The 16,547-nt window shown below is 66.9% G+C and carries 17 protein-coding genes; 4 read left to right on the top strand and 13 right to left on the bottom strand.

Features of this window, described 5'->3' with window-relative positions:
• Positions 1-143: 143 nt before the first annotated feature.
• The 3 genes from V5A38_RS06755 to V5A38_RS06745 all read right to left on the bottom strand — a co-directional run bounded on the left by V5A38_RS06755 (position 144) and on the right by V5A38_RS06745 (position 1,979).
• Complete coding sequence (locus V5A38_RS06755) at positions 144-1,031, bottom strand: ArsR family transcriptional regulator (protein WP_332324986.1); 888 nt, start codon at positions 1,029-1,031, stop codon at positions 144-146.
• Positions 1,032-1,102: 71 nt separating this feature from the next.
• The gene (locus tag V5A38_RS06750; RefSeq protein ID WP_332324985.1) at positions 1,103-1,381 is read right to left on the bottom strand and encodes a hypothetical protein; all 279 of its coding nucleotides are present in this window, start codon (positions 1,379-1,381) and stop codon (positions 1,103-1,105) included.
• Between the two features lie 106 nt (positions 1,382-1,487).
• Positions 1,488-1,979, bottom strand: coding sequence for a cupin domain-containing protein (locus tag V5A38_RS06745; RefSeq protein ID WP_332324984.1), 492 nt, complete (start codon positions 1,977-1,979; stop codon positions 1,488-1,490).
• A 153-nt stretch (positions 1,980-2,132) separates the two neighbouring features.
• Between V5A38_RS06745 and gfo6 the strand changes: the two genes are divergently transcribed.
• Positions 2,133-3,245 (top strand): D-xylose 1-dehydrogenase Gfo6, encoded by a 1,113-nt coding sequence (gfo6, locus tag V5A38_RS06740; RefSeq protein ID WP_332324983.1) that lies wholly within the window; start codon positions 2,133-2,135, stop codon positions 3,243-3,245.
• A 469-nt stretch (positions 3,246-3,714) separates the two neighbouring features.
• Here gfo6 and V5A38_RS06735 read toward each other — a convergent pair whose 3' ends face one another.
• Positions 3,715-4,143, bottom strand: coding sequence for an SRPBCC family protein (locus tag V5A38_RS06735; protein ID WP_332324982.1), 429 nt, complete (start codon positions 4,141-4,143; stop codon positions 3,715-3,717).
• Between the two features lie 116 nt (positions 4,144-4,259).
• Here V5A38_RS06735 and V5A38_RS06730 point away from each other — a divergent pair, with 116 nt between their 5' ends.
• Positions 4,260-4,574, top strand: coding sequence for a hypothetical protein (locus V5A38_RS06730; protein ID WP_332324981.1), 315 nt, complete (start codon positions 4,260-4,262; stop codon positions 4,572-4,574).
• A 21-nt stretch (positions 4,575-4,595) separates the two neighbouring features.
• Here V5A38_RS06730 and V5A38_RS06725 read toward each other — a convergent pair whose 3' ends face one another.
• A complete protein-coding gene (locus tag V5A38_RS06725; RefSeq protein WP_332324980.1) occupies positions 4,596-4,823 on the bottom strand; it encodes a hypothetical protein in 228 nt (75 codons plus the stop codon).
• Between the two features lie 46 nt (positions 4,824-4,869).
• On the bottom strand, positions 4,870-5,079 hold the full coding sequence (locus V5A38_RS06720) for a hypothetical protein (protein ID WP_332324979.1): 210 nt from the start codon (positions 5,077-5,079) through the stop codon (positions 4,870-4,872).
• Positions 5,080-5,169: 90 nt separating this feature from the next.
• On the opposite strand from V5A38_RS06720, the gene V5A38_RS06715 reads away from it, so the two are divergent.
• Positions 5,170-5,643, top strand: coding sequence for an NUDIX domain-containing protein (locus V5A38_RS06715; protein ID WP_332324978.1), 474 nt, complete (start codon positions 5,170-5,172; stop codon positions 5,641-5,643).
• Positions 5,644-5,666: 23 nt separating this feature from the next.
• Here V5A38_RS06715 and V5A38_RS06710 read toward each other — a convergent pair whose 3' ends face one another.
• Positions 5,667-6,827: an asparagine synthase-related protein gene (locus V5A38_RS06710; protein ID WP_332324988.1), complete on the bottom strand. Its 1,161-nt coding sequence runs from the start codon at positions 6,825-6,827 to the stop codon at positions 5,667-5,669.
• A gap of 2 nt (positions 6,828-6,829) precedes the next feature.
• A complete protein-coding gene (locus V5A38_RS06705; protein WP_332324977.1) occupies positions 6,830-7,513 on the bottom strand; it encodes a PHP domain-containing protein in 684 nt (227 codons plus the stop codon).
• A gap of 155 nt (positions 7,514-7,668) precedes the next feature.
• Between V5A38_RS06705 and purL the strand changes: the two genes are divergently transcribed.
• On the top strand, positions 7,669-9,852 hold the full coding sequence (gene purL / locus V5A38_RS06700) for a phosphoribosylformylglycinamidine synthase subunit PurL (protein WP_332324976.1): 2,184 nt from the start codon (positions 7,669-7,671) through the stop codon (positions 9,850-9,852).
• Between the two features lie 445 nt (positions 9,853-10,297).
• On the opposite strand, the gene V5A38_RS06695 is transcribed toward purL, so the two are convergent.
• The 5 genes from V5A38_RS06695 to V5A38_RS06675 form a co-directional block, all read right to left on the bottom strand.
• Positions 10,298-10,456, bottom strand: a complete 159-nt coding sequence (locus tag V5A38_RS06695) for a hypothetical protein (protein WP_332324975.1) — start codon at positions 10,454-10,456, stop codon at positions 10,298-10,300.
• 58 nt (positions 10,457-10,514) lie between these two features.
• Entirely contained in the window at positions 10,515-10,730 is a 216-nt protein-coding gene (locus V5A38_RS06690) for a hypothetical protein (RefSeq protein ID WP_332324974.1), read from the bottom strand.
• Between the two features lie 57 nt (positions 10,731-10,787).
• Positions 10,788-13,103 (bottom strand): AAA family ATPase, encoded by a 2,316-nt coding sequence (locus V5A38_RS06685; protein ID WP_332324973.1) that lies wholly within the window; start codon positions 13,101-13,103, stop codon positions 10,788-10,790.
• Positions 13,104-13,174: 71 nt separating this feature from the next.
• Entirely contained in the window at positions 13,175-13,594 is a 420-nt protein-coding gene (locus V5A38_RS06680) for a hypothetical protein (RefSeq protein WP_332324972.1), read from the bottom strand.
• 17 nt (positions 13,595-13,611) lie between these two features.
• Complete coding sequence (locus V5A38_RS06675) at positions 13,612-16,464, bottom strand: DEAD/DEAH box helicase (RefSeq protein WP_332324987.1); 2,853 nt, start codon at positions 16,462-16,464, stop codon at positions 13,612-13,614.
• Between the last annotated feature and the right edge of the window lie 83 nt (positions 16,465-16,547).

Here is a 16,547-nt window from a genome sequence, read left to right as displayed (position 1 = left end):
GGACGACTGATCGCCGCGGTGATGGCTACCGCGGCGGACGACTGATCACCTCGGCGGCAAGAACTGGGTCGACTCCGAACCGGCCAGGGGCTCCCATCACCGACACGGATGGTCACGGCGGGACAGACTCCCAGTAATCACTATCAGGCCGAACTGCGCTCCGTCCCCAGCACTGTCAGGTCGCCATCGAGGGTCACTGTCAGCGTCTCGTCTTCGCAGTCGATGGCCACCTCGAACCGCTGTGGCTCCTCACTCGCGAGTTCGACCGACTCGTCGGAGACACACCACGGGAGCGTCCAGTAGGGGCGCTCGGAGAGTGAGACGCCGTGCTCCCGCTGGAAGCCGACCACCTTGCTGTCGTCCAGTAGCGCCAGCCCGACAGCCGAGCAGAGTTCGTGGTCACACTGCTGACACCGGTGGCTCGCCGTGAGTGCGCTGTCGACACAGCAGTCCGCAGTGTGCTCGACGGTGGTTTCCATCCGGCCGCTACATTCCGGACAGACGCCGTCTTTGGCCAGACAGTGGAGATGCCTGACACGCTGGTCGAACGCTGCCAGAATCTCGTCGTCGGTCCGCTCGCTCAACCCGCCCGGCGGGAACGCGTACTCACCGTGGCCGTAGCCACAGCCCGGACACTGAACGGACAGCTGTTCGTCGTCGTAGCTTGCTTGTAGTTCCGTGCCACACTGGACACACGGGTCACCAATATCGATGGGTTCGAGCGTCGGGTGTTCGGTGAACGACCCTGCGAGTACGGCCCGCACCACTTTCTTCCCGGCGTGGCGGAGTTCGTAGCCTCCGTCGACTTTGCGGACGAACTGGTCCGTTACCTTGTCGAGGTGGTAGTTGAACTGCGCGCTGTCACGCATCCCCACCTCCTGTCTGAGATCGGTGAAGCGGGCCGGCGACTGCTCGGCGTTCCAGAGCGCCTCCAGAATCGAGAGCCGCGTCTCGTTTGCGACCAGGCCGAACGCGTCGGCGGGCTCGACACAGTCGCCACACTCCTGAATCGACTGGCGTCCTTTGCTCATGAGTGGCAATAGGAGTGCTCCCGAAAAAGTGTTGGGTAAACGTGATCTTTGGAGGCGGTTCGGTAGCTCCCTCAGAACTGGACGCAGCGGTCAGTCCAGGGGAGAGAGAGCCTGACGGGGCGTCCCGGGCGACCGCGGGAGCGGACACCCAGAGCGAGGACGCCGCCGACAGCAGGGGCAAGCAGCAGCCCGATGAGAACCGGCGTCGGCGCCGCCATCGCGACGAAGAGGACGAGGGCTATCGCCACCGTCCCGATCGCCCCGCGGAGGCTTCGCTGTGGCCCGTGCTGCGCGGGATGCTGTGAGTCGGTTGCACCCAGAACGGGCGCGAGTGGGTCTGTTTCGCTCATGCATGTAGTCCATGGGACTACACCGTCAAAAGGATAATCTGAATGATATTTCTGTAGGCTTCGTTACTGAACTACGGTTATGTATGAGAGACGAGAGGTTGGCCGCTTACTCTTCGCCGTCCCAGTAGTCGACGTCACTATCGCGCTCGTAGTAGCCGGCAACGTCGCGTTGGTTCTCGCCGCCAGGTGGGCTGCTTGTGTACACGCCGAACGTCTCCGAATCGGGGTACACCGTCACGTCTGGCGCGTTCATCGTCGAGAGCGCGAGATAGCGGAGCGGCTCGTCCCCGTCGTTGACCACGCGATGTGCCCCCGTTTGGCCAGCGGGGCAGGCGACGTACACGCCGGCTTCGAGCGGGTGCTCGTCCTTGGGCTTGCGGAGCATGCCTTCCCCGGCAAGCACGTAGAACGCTTCTGCGTTCCCTGTGTGGTAGTGGTAGGGCCAGGACCGTTTGCCCGGCGGGAGTTCGTAGAGGCTACAGCCGAGCTCCGGGTCCTCGGACCCAGCGGCGGCAGCGGCGAGCTTCTTCCGTCGGAACGCTGTCTCTCCGCGCTCGGTCTCGCTCCAGTCGAGGTCGGCTTCGTTGACCGGCTCCATGGAGGCCGCGTACGCCTGCCAGAGCAAAGGTCCACCGGCGGAGTGTCCCGAGGAGTGACCTACCACGCCACGGACACCTGGGCGGGGACGGGGCCACCGGCAAGCGCAGTCACGCCACCAACCGTTTTGCCCCCAGCACGCAACCGAGTAGCCATGGATCTACAGGCGCTCGTCGACGCCGCATCCTCACGCGACTGGGACACCGACCCAGTAGGCACCGTCAGCTACGCCGTCGTCGGCCTCGGCAACTACGCACGCAACGTCTCCATCCCCGCCATCGAGGCAGGCGACTACGGCGAACTCGGCGCCGTCGTCTCCGGGCATCACGAGAAAGCAAGCCGCGTCGCCGAAGCCCACGACGCGGTGGCGCTGAGCTACGAACAGTACGCCGAAGGGGAGGCAACGGCAGCCTACGACGCCGTCTACATCGCGACGCCGAACCGCCTCCATCTCGACCATATCCACACGGCGGCCGACCAGCAAAAAGCTGTCATCTGTGAGAAACCCCTGGAGGCGACAGCCGAGCGTGCCGAAGCGGCTGTCGAGGCCTGTGAGACGGCCGGCGTGACGCTGATGACCGCCTACCGGATGCAGGCCGACCCGGTCATCCGCGCGCTCGCTACGTACGTCTCCGAGGGCGGCATCGGGGAGCCGACGAAGGCGCTCGGGGAGTTCACCTTTCCCGTGCTCGCTGGCTCGAAAGGAGCCGACCAGTGGCGTCTCGACGCCGAACTCGCCGGCGGCGGGGCGCTGATGGACGTCGGCGTCTACCCGCTCAACACGACACGCTTTTTGCTCGGTTCGGAGCCGATTGCCGTCGAGGGAATGGCCAGCGCCTCGGAGCCGTTCGGTGACCGTCCCGAAGACCCGGAGTGTCCGCAGTTCGCCGACGAGCACATCCATTTCCACACGGAGTTTCCGACGGGCATCGTCGGGGACTTCACCGCCAGTTTCAGCGGGAGCGCTGCCTCGTGGCTCGAAGTTGTGGGGACCGAGGGCCGCTTCCGCGTCGAGAACGCCTTCGCTCCCGGCGGTGAGCGCGAGCTAACTGTCGAAACCGATTCGGGACGCGTCGAACTCTCCGGACTCGGTGCTGACGAGACCCGCGAGGAGTTCGATTACTTCGCGCACTGCCTGCTGACGGGAACCCCACCCGAACCGGACGGACTGGACGGCCTCATCGACGTAGAGGTGATGAGCGCCGTTTACGAGGCGGCACAGACTGGCCACCGTGTTGACGTCGGGGCTGGCGCCGATGGACGCTGAGGAGCGAAACGGGAGTGGTGGAGAGCGGCAACCGAACAGGGTGGAAGGTGGAGGCGGGAGATGTCGGACCGGGTGGCCCCCGTAAGTCGGTCCGACGTGCGGGTCGTGACGGACCCATCGTCACGGCGCGCCTGATGCGGTGGTTGGCTTGTCGACGTGACGGCGAGAAAAGCGCCGTATCGGCCGACAACTTACTGTACCCGAGAGAGGGTAATAAATCCCGCGGTACCAGGGCTCGTCAGTTGTCGGGCGTTCACTCCGACCGGCGTCGGTTCCTGGGCGCCGGGAACTCCTCGCGAACGGCGGTAACCTGGGAGGCCGACGAGATCCATGCCCATCGCGGCAGCGTGCTCGATGGCGTCGGCAGCGTGGTTCACGTTTCGGGAGGCCGCCGCCTCGACTCGTTACTGAGCGATCGCGAGCGTGAGCACGTCGTCCGGGGCTCCGAGAGCGCCCTCATCACCGCCGGTCACGCGTGGTGGCCCAACTCCTCTCGGAGCGCCGCCTCGAGATTGTCGAGCTCCCGGTCCAGGTTGCGCTTGAAGTAGCGTTCGACCCCCGGGAGTCGGCCGTCGACGACGAACTCGTTGTGAAGAAGACAGCCGTCGTCTGTCGACTCGACAGTGTGTTTTCCGGTGACCCGGAGCGCGCGCGAGCGGCCGACGAACTCCACGTAGTCGGGCGGCTCCTCGCGGATTTCCTCCGTTTCGACGGGGACGGTCGCGCTGATCCCCGGAATCGGGAGCCGGACCTGCCAGGTCATCGTCCCGTCGTCGTTGGCTTCGTAGCTGTCGACGACGCTGATAGCATTGGCTCGCGAGGCCGGGTCGGCGATGAACGACCAGACCTGCCCGGCTGGTGCGTCGACCTCGAAGGTCCGCTTGACACGGGCGGTCATGGACCGGCGTACGAACTGGGGGGTCATAACGGGATGGGACTCCGGCGAGCCTCTCCGCCGCGAAAATGTCGCCCTCCCACCACAATACCCTTGCGGGACTCCCTCTGAGCAGATCCATGGACGAACAGCTTTCGACAGCGGCCGGCGAGGCAGAGCGGGCAACACTCATCGCTGCCACAGCCCGGACATTCGCCACCTTACATGCGGAGCGCTTCGAAAACCACGGTCGCATCGTCGGCGGCGGCGCTTCGGGACTCGAACTCGACACCGCCCCCTGGACGGACGTGCTCACCAATCAGATCGAAATCAAGCGCGAGATTGCGCCGGCCGAACGGTTCCCGGAACATTTCGACGTGGCTGACCGGCTCGAAGAAGAACTGGCCAGAGAGCTAGAACAGGAGATAGAGCAGAGGCTGGAGGCCGTTCGGTAGACGGGAGGGCGACCCGTCGCGCTACCCCTGATGGGTGACGCGCCAGGTGGTCGATTTCGAGCGGCCCCACTTCTCGATCTCCACGTCGTCGGATTTTTCGGCGAGATGGGGGAGCCGCGTCCCGACCTGTTTGGCAGTGAGTCCGATGGCCTCGGCGATGTTCTTGGCCCGGAAATATCGCTCGCCGGAGGAGACGCTGTCCCGCAGGTAGGCGACGATGCGGGCCTCCTCCTCGGTGTACTCACTCATCCGTACGTCTGCCTATGGTTTTCGTGGTCTTAACGGTTATCCCGTGCTACTCGCCCCAGAACAGATGGATGCTGGCGACGGCGGCGACGCCAGCGACGATGGCGATCGCAAACGGCACTGCGGCCACGTGCAACCCGCTCGCGGTGGTCGCCGACGGATCGACCGCCGCCATTCCCACCGCGCCCAGGACCGCGACGACCGAGAGAAGCACGCCGACGCCGATTCCGAGGTCGGAGCTTGGTGATTCGTGAGCCATACCTGAGAACCGCTTCCGGGGACCGTAGTTCTTACGACACCCGCCGATTGGAACCGTAACCCCGAAACCGGCTCGCCCTGACTGCCAGCCATGGAGACGACTCGCCACTTCACGTCCACAGTGTACGTTGTCAACGACGGCGCGGCCGCACTCCACTCTCACCCGAAACTGGGTATTCGGATCCCACCCGGTGGCCACATCGACCGGGACGAACTCCCCCACGAGGCTGGGCTTCGGGAGACCCGCGAGGAAATCGGGCTCGAACCGACGCTCATCGACGACACGGAGCCGGTGGGTGCGCCGGCGGGGAAGACCCTCCCGCGCCCCCGCGAACAGCTACGCTACGATATCGACAGCCACGACGGCAACGTCTACCACCAGCATATCGACCACGTCTACTTCGCGACGGTCCCCTCTCGGGATATCTCGCCGTCGGCTGGTGAGGCCGGTGTCGACGCGTGGGCATGGTACGACGCCGAGGACCTGCAAGCGAGCGATCTCGACGAGGACACCAGGCGGCTGGCGCTCCGGGCCATAGACGTGGCTGGAAAGCAGGACGACTGAGAACGTCCCGCGCCTCCCTGTGACTACGACGAATCGGACTCGGCCTCCACGAGCGAATCGATATACTGCCCGACGTGGTCGTCCATCCGCCGTTTGAACCCGGCCTGTCGGGCCAACCGGTCCAACTCCCGGGCCGCGTAGGTCCCGTACTGCACCGCCTTCTTTTCGGCCGTGCGAACCGATTCAGGTACCACCCCCTCGGCGGCGCGCCGGAGCGCGATCTTGCGCTCTGCCTCGGTCGCGAGTAACTCGGCCGGGAGCGAGAGCGCCGCCGAAACGACTCGGTCGTGGAGCAGCGGGGCGACGGGTTCGACCCCCACACCCCGGAGCGTCAGTACGTCCCGCAGAAGCTGCTTGGGAAGCGTCGCAATTACCTCTCGCGTGGCACGCCGAACGGTCCCCGCGGCGACGCGGTGATCATCCGCGGGGTCGACGACTTTCCGGTAGCCGCCGAACAGTTCGTCGGCACCCTGTCCCACGGCAAGTCGCTCGAACCCGTCTGCGGCGGCCTGCTCGGCGACGAAGTAGAGCGGGAGCGCAATCTGGACATCCATCGGGTTCGAGCGACCCGTCGTTCGGACGATGTCCGGCACGGCGCGCACAATATCATCGTGACCGAATTCGACGTCCCTCAACTCGCGGTCCATCGCGTCGGCGGCCGCCCGCGCAGCGGCCACGTCGTGACAGCCGTCGAAACCGGCGACGTAGCAGGGCGCCTCCGGCACACCCGCGGCGACGACCGCTGAGTCAACCCCGCCGGAGAAGGCGATTGCGAGCCCCTCCGGATCCGGCTCGCGGACGCTCCGGAGCACCACCTCTCTGATGGCTGCGATCGCTTCGGCTGAATCGGTCACGGGCGCAGGGTCGGGGAGCGCCCAGCGTTCGTCCAGAGTCAGTCCGTCCCTGTCGGTTTCGCCCGACTGGGAGCGCCGGACCACGGAACCAGCAGGAACCAGTTCCGGGTTCTCGAGACTAACGGGGTCGAACGCCCAGGTCGGCGATTCAGCCGTTTCGTCGATGAACAGCGGTTCCCGACCGAGCACGTCCCGGACCAGCTGCCCGTCGACGGCGCCGGCGAAACCAGCACTCCCGGGGAGCGGGTCGCCCGTCTCGAGTGCCTGCCGGACCATCGACGCTGTGGCTCCGCGGAGTCGGGGTCGGTCCGCAGCTGTGGGGAACCGCATCATCAGAAGAACTCCCGTATCCCGCGCTGGACGCGGCGTTTGACGCCGCCGCCGGCCTGCCGGAAGGAGATGCGCCACGGCGTCTTCTGGCCGACGACGCTCGTTCGGCCCTCGCGAACCGCCGAGAGCACCGCCTCGACGCTCCGCTCGTCGGCGTCCACTTCGGTGACGGCCTGGCCGACCATCTCGGAAATGTGGGCGTCACTGCCGGCGGTTTTTGGCAGGCCATGGGCGGTTGCGAATCGCTCTGCCTGCCTGTTCGCGCGCCCGGTCAGCAACCGGGAGTTGTACACCTCGATAGCGTCGGCGCTCGCCAACTGCTCGTCGGAGATGTGGGCCGCGACGCCGTGGCGCGAGCTCTGGAACGGGTGCGGGACGATGGCGATACCGCCCTGTTCGTGGATACGGTCGAGGGTTTCGTCGTAGGAAAGCCCCGGCGGCACCTGGTCCTCGATACCGAGTGCCAGCACGTGGCCCGCTGCGGAGGTGACCTCCATCGCGACGATGCCGACCAGCCCGTGTTCCTCGGCGAGCGCGGCGGCCTCGAAGCTGGCATGGATGGTGTCGTGGTCAGTGACGGCGATAGCGTCGAGGCCGACTGCAGCAGCCTGCTCGACGAGCAGGTCGACGGGATCACGGCCGTCGTGGGAGAGCGCGGAGTGACAGTGCAGTTCGACCGAAAGCACAGCCTATAGTTCGAGAGGGTCGGTAAAAAGGGACGCGGTCCCATCGTTATCTCGTGGGTGAGTCAGGTCACCGCCCACCCGCCAGAACCCGACCGAGACAGCATGAACGTGCATAGCGAAACCCCTTTTGCCCCCGAAGCTAACCACAGAACTGAATGCCTCTCGCGGACGCGGACCACGAACTCGTCGTCGCGGAGCTCGGGCGTGAGCCGACGACGGCAGAGGAGCACCTCTTCGAGAACCTCTGGAGCGAACACTGTGCCTATCGCTCCTCGCGCGCGCTGCTGACCGCTTTCGAGAGCGAAGGTGAGTACGTCGAAATCGGCCCCGGCGACGACGCTGCTGTCGTGCGGGTACCCGGCTCTGAGACGCTGCTCACCTTCGGCATCGAGAGCCACAACCACCCCAGCTTCGTCGACCCGTACGACGGCGCCGCCACCGGCGTCGGCGGCATCGTCCGAGACACGCTCTCGATGGGCGCGTACCCCATCGCGCTCGCGGACTCGCTCTATTTCGGCGATTTCGACCGCGAGCACTCCCGATACCTGCTCGATGGCGTCGTCGAGGGGATCGCTGATTACGGCAACGCCATCGGCGTCCCGACCGTCGCCGGCAGCGTCGCGTTCCACGACAGCTACGAGGGGAACCCGCTCGTCAACGTCGCCTGCGTCGGGAGAACGACGCCCGAACGGCTCGTCACTGCGGAGGCCAAGGAAGCCGGCAACCGGCTGGTCCTCCTTGGTAACGCGACCGGCCGGGACGGACTCGGGGGCGCCTCCTTCGCCAGCGAGGACCTCGCCGAGGACGCCGAAACCGAAGACCGGCCTGCCGTCCAGGTCGGCGACCCGTATTCGGAGAAACTGCTTATCGAGTGCAACGAAGCGCTGCTCGACGAGGGGCTCATCGAGGCCGCTCGGGACCTCGGCGCCGCAGGCCTCGGCGGTGCCTCCTCCGAACTCGTCGCGAAGGGCGGCGTCGGCGCCGAAATCGACTTGGAGGCTGTCCACCAGCGCGAACCGGGGATGAACGCGATGGAGATCCTCCTCGCCGAGTCCCAGGAGCGGATGTGCTACGAGGTCCGCCCTGAGAACGTCGACCGGGTGACGGAGCTCGCGAACCGCTTCGACCTCGGCTGCTCGGATATCGGCGAAGTGACCGAGGGGAACTACGTCTGCCGGTTCGAAGGCGAGACGGTCGTCGACACGCCCGCGGAGTTCCTCGCAGACGGCGCGCCGTTGAACGATCTCCCCCGGACGCCCCTCCCTGCGCCCGAGCGCGACCTGCCAGAGTTCGAGCTCCAGGAAGCGGCAGACGCTGTTCTCGCCGACCCGACCGCCGCGAGCAAGGAGTGGGTCTACCGTCAGTACGACCACGAAGTGGGGCTGCGAACCGCGACGCCGCCGGGCGACGACGCTGCCGTGCTGAACCTCCACGAGACGGATGCGGCTATCGCGCTCTCCTCGGGCGCCAACCCGAACTGGACGAGCTGCGACCCGGAAGCGGGCGCCCGTGCAATCGCCGTCGAGAACGCGACCAACCTCGCCGCCAAGGGGGCGACACCGCTGGCTGCGGTGGACTGCCTCAACGGCGGCAACCCCGAGGATCCGGAGACGTACGACGGGTTCGTCGCCGCTGTCGACGGGCTTGCCGAGGGCTGTGCCGACCTCTCGACACCCGTCGTCGGCGGCAACGTCTCGCTCTACAACGATTCGGCGAACGGCCCTGTCGCGCCGACGCCGACGCTCGCCATGGTGGGGGTACGAGGCCCGCCGGCAGAGGACGCCACGGAAGATTCGCGGGAGATTCCCCATACGCCACCGGCCACTGTTACTGGTGCGGGTGAGCTACTCCTCGTCGAGCCAGCAGCCCACGTCGCCGGCTCCGCGAACGCGTCCGACGACCCGGACGCACTCGGTGGTTCACTCCTGCTCTCGCAGGTCGGGGGCAGTGACCTCTTCCCCGGCCTGCCGGCCGAGCCAGAAGCGCTTGTCGAGGCGCTGACGCACGTCGCCGACCTCCGCTCGACCCGTGCGACCCACGACGTAAGCGATGGCGGGCTCGCGGTAACGCTCGCGGAGATGGTGACGGCTGACGCGGGCGTTGCAGCCGCCGTCGAGTCGGTTGCATCGCTGTTCAGCGAGGCGCCTGGCCGCGTCGTGGTCGAGACGACGGACGCCGCGGCGGTCCGTGATGCCGTCGGGAATGCCGCCGCAGTGGCCTCACTTGGCGAGGCGACTGAGGACGGAACGCTCTCGCTGACTGTCGGCGACGAGTCGCTGCGCTACGAGGCCGAGACAGTGTCGGAGCTCAGAGCGACGCTCGAAAACGGGCTGGAGTAGCGGTCTCCAGCCGGTGACTGGCTCCGGAGAGGTGACTCGTTCGGTACCGGCCCGCTGATTCCCGTCTCCCCAACATCTACCCAACCGGTAGTCTTAGCCGTATCCATTCTCCGGGGGAACCATACGAGTCCTCCAGGTCACGCTCGCACTGGTGGTCGTTCTCGCGGGCTCCGGACAGAACTGAACCGCCCGACAGCGGTCGCCGGCGCCGAGGGCTGGGGAGACGACCGGAAGGTTGCGTATCCGGACGGTGATGCCACCGGCTGCGCCTGGGTACTCACGTGGGACGACGAGGCAAACGCGACGGAGTTCAGCCACCAGTTCCGGACCAATCTCGATGCGAAAACGACCCAGGAGACCGATGTCTGGGTCGTTGACGCGGGCAACAGCGGCTACCGAGAACGAGACGTTTTCGTCGACCCGAAGCGCACCGGGAGGTGGCTCTTCAGATAGCGACGAGACCGAACGCCAGCCCGAATGTCAGTACGAGACCGGCCAGCAGAACAGCGATGCCGATGCCGACCTCCCCCATCCCGAACTCCTGCATCGGTGACGTGACGCGGCCTTCACTCTCCCCGTGGTCGTCGTGGTCGTGTTCGTCCATAGCGGCGAGTCCGAACGGGGCCTACTTTGCCCTGTCGGAACTCATGGCGCGCTCGCACTCAGCGGTCGAGATAGCCCGCGTTCCAGAGGATCAGCATCGCGGCGATGGCGCCGAACATCCAGAGCCCGAACGAGACGATGAAGAGGAACCAGCCGATGTGGGGCAACAGCCCCGAGATGTGCAGCCAAACCCCAGCGACCATCCCGAGCACGGTCACGGCGACGACGACGCTGGCTCCCGCGACTTCCTGTCGGGAATGGGGGCCAGTAGACACGGCTACACCTACGTGTGAACGGTAATAAACGACCGGGAATCGGTGTCCCGCTCGATCTCAGATCGAGGTTTCCACGCTCGAAAGTGCCCGATCGAAACAGTCCTGTGTGAGGAGCAGTTCGTCGGCGTGGTCGTTCGCCTCTTCGCCCTCGTAGTGTTCGGCCACCTCCTCGATAGCCAGCATCGTGGCCTGTCGAACGACTGCGGCGACGTCGGCGCCGGAGTAGCCAGCCATCCGCTCGACGACTACGTCGAGGTCCACATCCTCGGCGATTGGCTTGGCGTCAAGGTGGATGCCGAGAATCGCACGTCGGGCCTCGGCGCCGGGTGCGGGGACGTGAACATGGGACTCGAACCGTCCCGGACGGAGCAGCGCGGGGTCGATCGCCTGCTTCCGGTTCGTTGCCGCCAGCGTGACGATGCTCGGGTTGTCCGCGACCCGGTCGAGTTCGGTCAGCAGCTGTGAGACGACCCGTTCGCCCACTGCTGAATCACCGCCGCCGCCGCGCTCGGCGGCGACCGCGTCGATCTCGTCGAAGAAGACGATAGCCGGCGCGGCCTGGCGCGCACGCTCGAACAGCTCTCGGACCGCTTTCTCGCTCTCGCCGACGTACCGGTCGAGCAGCTCCGGCCCGGCAACCTGCAGGAAGTTGATACCGCTCTCGCCGGCGATTGCACGGGCAAGCAGGGTTTTCCCGGTTCCGGGCGGCCCGTGCAGCAGCACCCCCGTCGGGGGCGAGCTGTCGGCGGCCTCGAACAGCGGGCCGTAGGTCAGCGGCCAGCTGACCGCACGCCTGAGGGTTTGTTTGGCTTCCGAGAGACCGCCGACATCCGCGAACGTCACGTCAGGTGTCTCGGCGACGTACTCCCGCATCGCGCTTGGCTCAACCGCAGCCAGCGCCGACTCGAAATCCGCACGTGTGACCGAGAGATCGGCGGCATCGAGTCGTGTCACGGCAGTGCCCCCGCTCCCGTCCTCGTCCATCTCCTCGGGAGGTTCCCGACGGGCTCGGCGAAGCGCGGACATCGCCGCCTCCTTCGCCAGCGATGCCAGATCCGCGCCGGTGAAGCCGTGGGTGCGCTCGGCCAGCCGGTCGATACGGACGTCCTCGGAGAGCGCCATCCCGCGGGTGTGGACCGAGAGCACCTCCCGGCGCCCCGCCTCGTCCGGGACGCCGATCTCGATCTCGCGGTCGAAGCGACCGCCTCGTCGGAGCGCCGGGTCGAGTTCGTCGACGCGGTTCGTGGCGCCGATGACGACCACCTCCCCTCGGGCGTTCAACCCGTCCATCAGCGAGAGGAGTTGGCCGACGACGCGACTCTCAACGTCTGCACCGGATTCGCGCTTGGGTGCGACGGAATCGATCTCGTCGAAGAAGATAATCGCCGGCGCCTCCTCGGCGGCCTGCTCGAACACCTCCCGGAGGCGCCCCTCGCTCTCGCCCTTGTACTTGCTCATGATCTCGGGGCCGGAGATGGAGAAGAAACTCGCATCCACCTCGTTGGCGACGGCCTTGGCGATGAGCGTCTTCCCGGTGCCTGGCGGGCCGTGCAGCAGCACGCCTTTCGGCGGGTCGATTCCCAGTCTGGCGAACAAATCCGGGCGCGAAAGTGGCAGTTCGACGGTTTCCCTGACGAGATCGAGTTCCTCGTCCAGCCCGCCGATATCCTCGTACGTCACGCCCCCCACCTCGGCAACGTCGCGGTCGGCAGCTGACACGTCCGTGGCCCTCGACGTGGACTCTTCGCTGCCAGTTGACCCGGTATCGGGACTCGGTGTACCTGTGCCGCTCTCGACGCCATTGGCTGCACCGCCTTCGGCGCCATCGGTTTCACCGACGTCGGGGCTCGAGGCGTTTTCAGAGCCGGTTGGGGCCTCGACGACGACCCGCACGTCGGTGTCCTCAGTGACGCGAACGCGGCCGCCCGGCCGGGTGTCGTCGACGACGAAGGCGACAGCTGAGAGGCGTTCGAGGCGGAGCCGGTCGCCCGACTGAAGCGGGCGGTTCCGGACGTCTTCGGCGGCCAGCCGTTCGACCTCGTCGGACGGGACATCAGCCTCTCGGAGTTGGGCCGGGCCTCGCAGGGTGACCCGGTCGGCTTCCGGGAGTTCGGCAGCTGAGACTCGGACTGTGTCGCCGACTTTCACGCCCGCGTTGGCGCGGCTGTCGGCGTCGATGCGCACCACACCCTCAGGGACGTCCCCGCGGGCGGGCCAGAGTTTCGCCACGGTTTCGCGCTCGCCGGCAACGACGACGGTGTCTCCCGAGAGCAGTCCCAGTTCGTTCCGGGCAGCCTCGGGGAGGCGGGCGATGCCGCGGCCCGCGTCGCGCTTCTCCGCCGCACGAACCGTCAGGCGAAGGGACTCGGTCATTGGTAGTTGTTCAGCGCGCGGGACGCTTCAGGGTGTGGGATTGCGTCTGCCGCGCTGTTCGTCCGCACAGCTCAGTCCCCCACCGGAACGGTCCCGGAGACGGTGAACAGCGTCAGGGAGCTGAAAAACTGCTCCTCGGCGTCCCTGAGGCTCGACAGCCACGACTGCGCCGTCGCGTCGGACAGTTCGTCGGCGGCCCGGAAGCGGTCGATACGACCCGTAAACCCGAGCACGCTGTCAGCTGACTCGAAGTCAGTGAACGAGAGCGTCACCGTCTCGACTGCCACGTCGTCGAGCCCTGCCGCGACGGCGAAGCCGTGGAGACGACGGCCGACCTCCCCGGTCTCGGCACAGGACCAGCCGGGAGCGACGAGTCGGTCGTCGATACCGACGTCGCCGGCCGAGAGCGTCAGCGTCCCCCTCGTCGACGGCCGTCCAGGGCGTGAGCGCGTCGTGCTCGGCCATACTCTGGCGTTCGACCGGAGGCGCATAACGGTTCGGCCCGACTTCACTCCCAGAAACTCTTCGTCCGCGCGTACTGGCGCTCCTGTTCGAGTATGTCCCGGTAGAAGTCGGCCTCGTCCTCCCGGAACTTCGCGATGATCCGGGCGGCGGTCTGGGGACCAACACCGCGGGCCGCGAGCGCCCGAACCGCTTTCAACCCGTTCGCTTGGACGAGGTTGGCCGACTTGAACGCCTTCCGCGTCATCCGGTCCTGCTCCTCGTCTTTCTCCTCGGCACGCGTGGCTTTCACTACGTCGTCAGCCCACGGGTTGAGTGCGGCAACCCGTGTCGAGCCGCAGGTGGGGCACTTGATCGGCTCGCGAATCCGCCCGACCTCCTGCGTCCGGGTCCAGTCCTTGCAGTGGACACAGAACAGGAGCACCCGGTCGCTCTCCAGCCGGTCCCGGACCGTCTGGATAACGCTCGCGTCCGCGTTGTCGGGGACGAGGAACTCCCCGCCCGCCGAGCGCCCGCCCGCGCCGATGGCCGTGCGCTCGCGTGCGGTGGCAAGCTCCTGATCGCCAGACTGCAGCCGCTCCAGCAGGTCCCTGGTCGCCTCGACTGCCAGGTCCTCGTGGAACACCTGGCGGAGCGCCTCCTCGTAGATGGGAGTGTCCGAAAGCGCCGCGAGTAACCGGTCGGCGCCAAACCGCCCCTGGCCCTGATACCGCTTGAGCGCCCCGAACTTCGCGGCGACGTGCGTGAGCGTGAACTTCAGGGCATCCGAGTTCTTCAGCGCCAGTTCCAGAATCGCTTCGACGTGTGCCGGGTCAGTGTCGAGCAGCACATCGCGGAACGCGCCGACGCCGACGCCGCCGGGCACCTCGAACTCGATGCGATAGGGGTCGACCTCCATCCCGACGGAGGAGCCGGTCTGCTGCCCGACGAGCGCCGAGCAGAGCCGCCCGAGCGTCTCGTTGACCGTGTGGCCGTAGGGGCTGTTCAGCACGACCGTCCGCCCCGACCCCTCGACGACGAGGCGCTCGTCGGTTGGGACGGGCGCGCCCGCGTCGACCTGGCGCTCGACCGGTCCCACTGCCGTTTCCGCAGTGTGACTCTCGACAGGGTAGCGCTGAGCGAGGTCGACGGCGACGGCAGAGCGTGTCGCACCGGTCTCGAACTGCTGGCCGGCCACGCCACGGTGCAGACCGACCTCGTTCGCGACCGCTGCAGGGACCGGGATCTCCGAGCCGACCCACGTCGGCACCTCGCCGCCGGGGTCCTGCACCGGCGACACCTCGACGCGCTCCTCCTCCTCGTCGACACGGTCGACGCGCCACATCTCGCCACGTTGGACGAAGACGGAGCCCGGTTCGGCGAAGTTGACGACGAACCGCTCGTCGAGGCTCCCGATGCCGCGCCGGGAGGAGACGTCGTACACCTGGTAGGTCTCCTCGTCGGGGATCATCGAGAGGTTGGCGTAGAAGTACTGCCACGTCCCGCCGGATTTCTCGAGCCGGTCGTGCTCCTCCTCCAGCCAGAGCAGCCGGTTCTTCGAAAGCTCGCGGACGACCTCCCGGAACTGCCGCTCCTCCAGGTTCCGGAACGGGTAGGCCCGTCGGATTCGCTCGAACGCCTCACGTGCGTCGATCTCGCCGTGGTCCATCAGCAGGCCGACGATCTGATTCGCGAGGACGTCGAGGCTGCCTTCGTGGATGCCCGCTGGCTCGACCTCGCCGGCGGCGGCCCTGCGGGCGATGACCATGGCCTCGCTGGCATCGTCGGGGTCGGAAACGACGACGGTACCGTGAGAGACCCGGTCACGTCGGTGACCAGCGCGACCTACGCGCTGGAGCAGGCGAGCCACCTCGCGCGGAGAGCCGTACTGCACGACGTGGTCGACTCGGCCCACGTCGATCCCGAGTTCCATCGACGACGTACAGACCAGGCCGTCGATACCCCCGGACTTGAACGCCTCTTCGACCTCGACGCGGGCGTCTTTCGAAAGCGAGCCGTGGTGGACGCCGATGGGCGCATCGAGGCTCTTGAACCGGGAGCCCAGCGCCTCCGCTGTCTGGCGGGTGTTGACGAACACGAGCGTCGACTCGTGGTCCTCGACGAGGTTCCGAATGAACCGGACGTGGCTGGCGATCTCCGGCTCCGTCGCCAGTTCGCCGGCGAGCCGGCGGTCCGCTTCGGTAATCTCGGGCTGGACCACGTCGAACGACACCTTGGAGCCGGCGTCGACCTCGATAATGCGATAGTCCCGCTGCGTTCGGTGCTCGCCTTGGACGGCGCCGGTGAGGAACTTCGCCACTTCGTCCGGATCGCCAACGGTCGCCGACAGGCCGATGCGCTGGAACGGCCCTGAGAGCTCCTGAACGCGCTCCATCGCCACCGTCATCTGCGCGCCGCGTTTCGAGGCGGCCAGTTCGTGGACCTCGTCCACGATGAGGTGCTCGACGTCTTCGAGCGCTTTGCGAAGCTTCGACCCGCTCAGCATCGCCTGCACCGTTTCCGGCGTCGTGATGAGCACGTCCGGCGGGTCATCCGCTTGCTTACTGCGCTGGTACTGGGTAGTGTCGCCGTGTCGGACGTCGACCTCGACGTCGAGCGTTTCGCCCCACCACTCCAAGCGCTCCATCATGTCACGATTGAGCGCCCGCAGTGGGGTGATGTACAGCGCGGAGATACCGTGGCGCTCCTCGGCGGCCGCGATGCTGTCTAACACGGGCAGCATCGCCGTTTCGGTCTTCCCGGTTCCAGTCGGCGCGATAACGAGCGCGTTCTCGCCCGTAGCAATCGGCGGGATCGCGCGCCGCTGTGGCTCCGTCGGCGTCGAGAATCCTCGCTCGGAAAGCGCCGACCGAACCGCCGGACCGAGATGCGTGAACGCGTCAGCGCCGGCGTTCTCCATCGGTGGAGAGAAGGGCATGGCCCGGGTTAAGCACGACGCTTCCGGGGGGACCGGAACCGGTTTCGTCGTCACTGCGCACCCGA

The organism is Halolamina sp. (assembly GCF_036626355.1).
Classification (GTDB): Archaea; Halobacteriota; Halobacteria; order Halobacteriales; family Haloferacaceae; genus Halolamina.
Note: the sequence above shows the minus strand (reverse complement) of the source record. Positions and strands in the feature narration are given on the sequence as shown.

Bases quoted from the DNA above. Each gene is read 5' to 3' on its own strand.
- V5A38_RS06735 (WP_332324982.1), bottom strand. From the start codon at position 4,143: ATGACCGCCCGTGTCAAGCGGACCTTCGAGGTCGACGCACCAGCCGGG.
- V5A38_RS06750 (WP_332324985.1), bottom strand. From the start codon at position 1,381: ATGAGCGAAACAGACCCACTCGCGCCCGTTCTGGGTGCAACCGACTCA.
- V5A38_RS06680 (WP_332324972.1), bottom strand. From the start codon at position 13,594: ATGCGCCTCCGGTCGAACGCCAGAGTATGGCCGAGCACGACGCGCTCA.
- V5A38_RS06745 (WP_332324984.1), bottom strand. From the start codon at position 1,979: ATGGAGCCGGTCAACGAAGCCGACCTCGACTGGAGCGAGACCGAGCGC.
- V5A38_RS06730 (WP_332324981.1), top strand. From the start codon at position 4,260: ATGGACGAACAGCTTTCGACAGCGGCCGGCGAGGCAGAGCGGGCAACA.
- V5A38_RS06685 (WP_332324973.1), bottom strand. From the start codon at position 13,103: ATGACCGAGTCCCTTCGCCTGACGGTTCGTGCGGCGGAGAAGCGCGAC.
- V5A38_RS06720 (WP_332324979.1), bottom strand. From the start codon at position 5,079: ATGGCTCACGAATCACCAAGCTCCGACCTCGGAATCGGCGTCGGCGTG.
- V5A38_RS06725 (WP_332324980.1), bottom strand. From the start codon at position 4,823: ATGAGTGAGTACACCGAGGAGGAGGCCCGCATCGTCGCCTACCTGCGG.
- V5A38_RS06695 (WP_332324975.1), bottom strand. From the start codon at position 10,456: ATGGACGAACACGACCACGACGACCACGGGGAGAGTGAAGGCCGCGTC.
- V5A38_RS06755 (WP_332324986.1), bottom strand. From the start codon at position 1,031: ATGAGCAAAGGACGCCAGTCGATTCAGGAGTGTGGCGACTGTGTCGAG.
- V5A38_RS06715 (WP_332324978.1), top strand. From the start codon at position 5,170: ATGGAGACGACTCGCCACTTCACGTCCACAGTGTACGTTGTCAACGAC.
- gfo6 (WP_332324983.1), top strand. From the start codon at position 2,133: ATGGATCTACAGGCGCTCGTCGACGCCGCATCCTCACGCGACTGGGAC.
- V5A38_RS06675 (WP_332324987.1), bottom strand. From the start codon at position 16,464: ATGGAGAACGCCGGCGCTGACGCGTTCACGCATCTCGGTCCGGCGGTT.
- purL (WP_332324976.1), top strand. From the start codon at position 7,669: ATGCCTCTCGCGGACGCGGACCACGAACTCGTCGTCGCGGAGCTCGGG.
- V5A38_RS06710 (WP_332324988.1), bottom strand. From the start codon at position 6,827: ATGCGGTTCCCCACAGCTGCGGACCGACCCCGACTCCGCGGAGCCACA.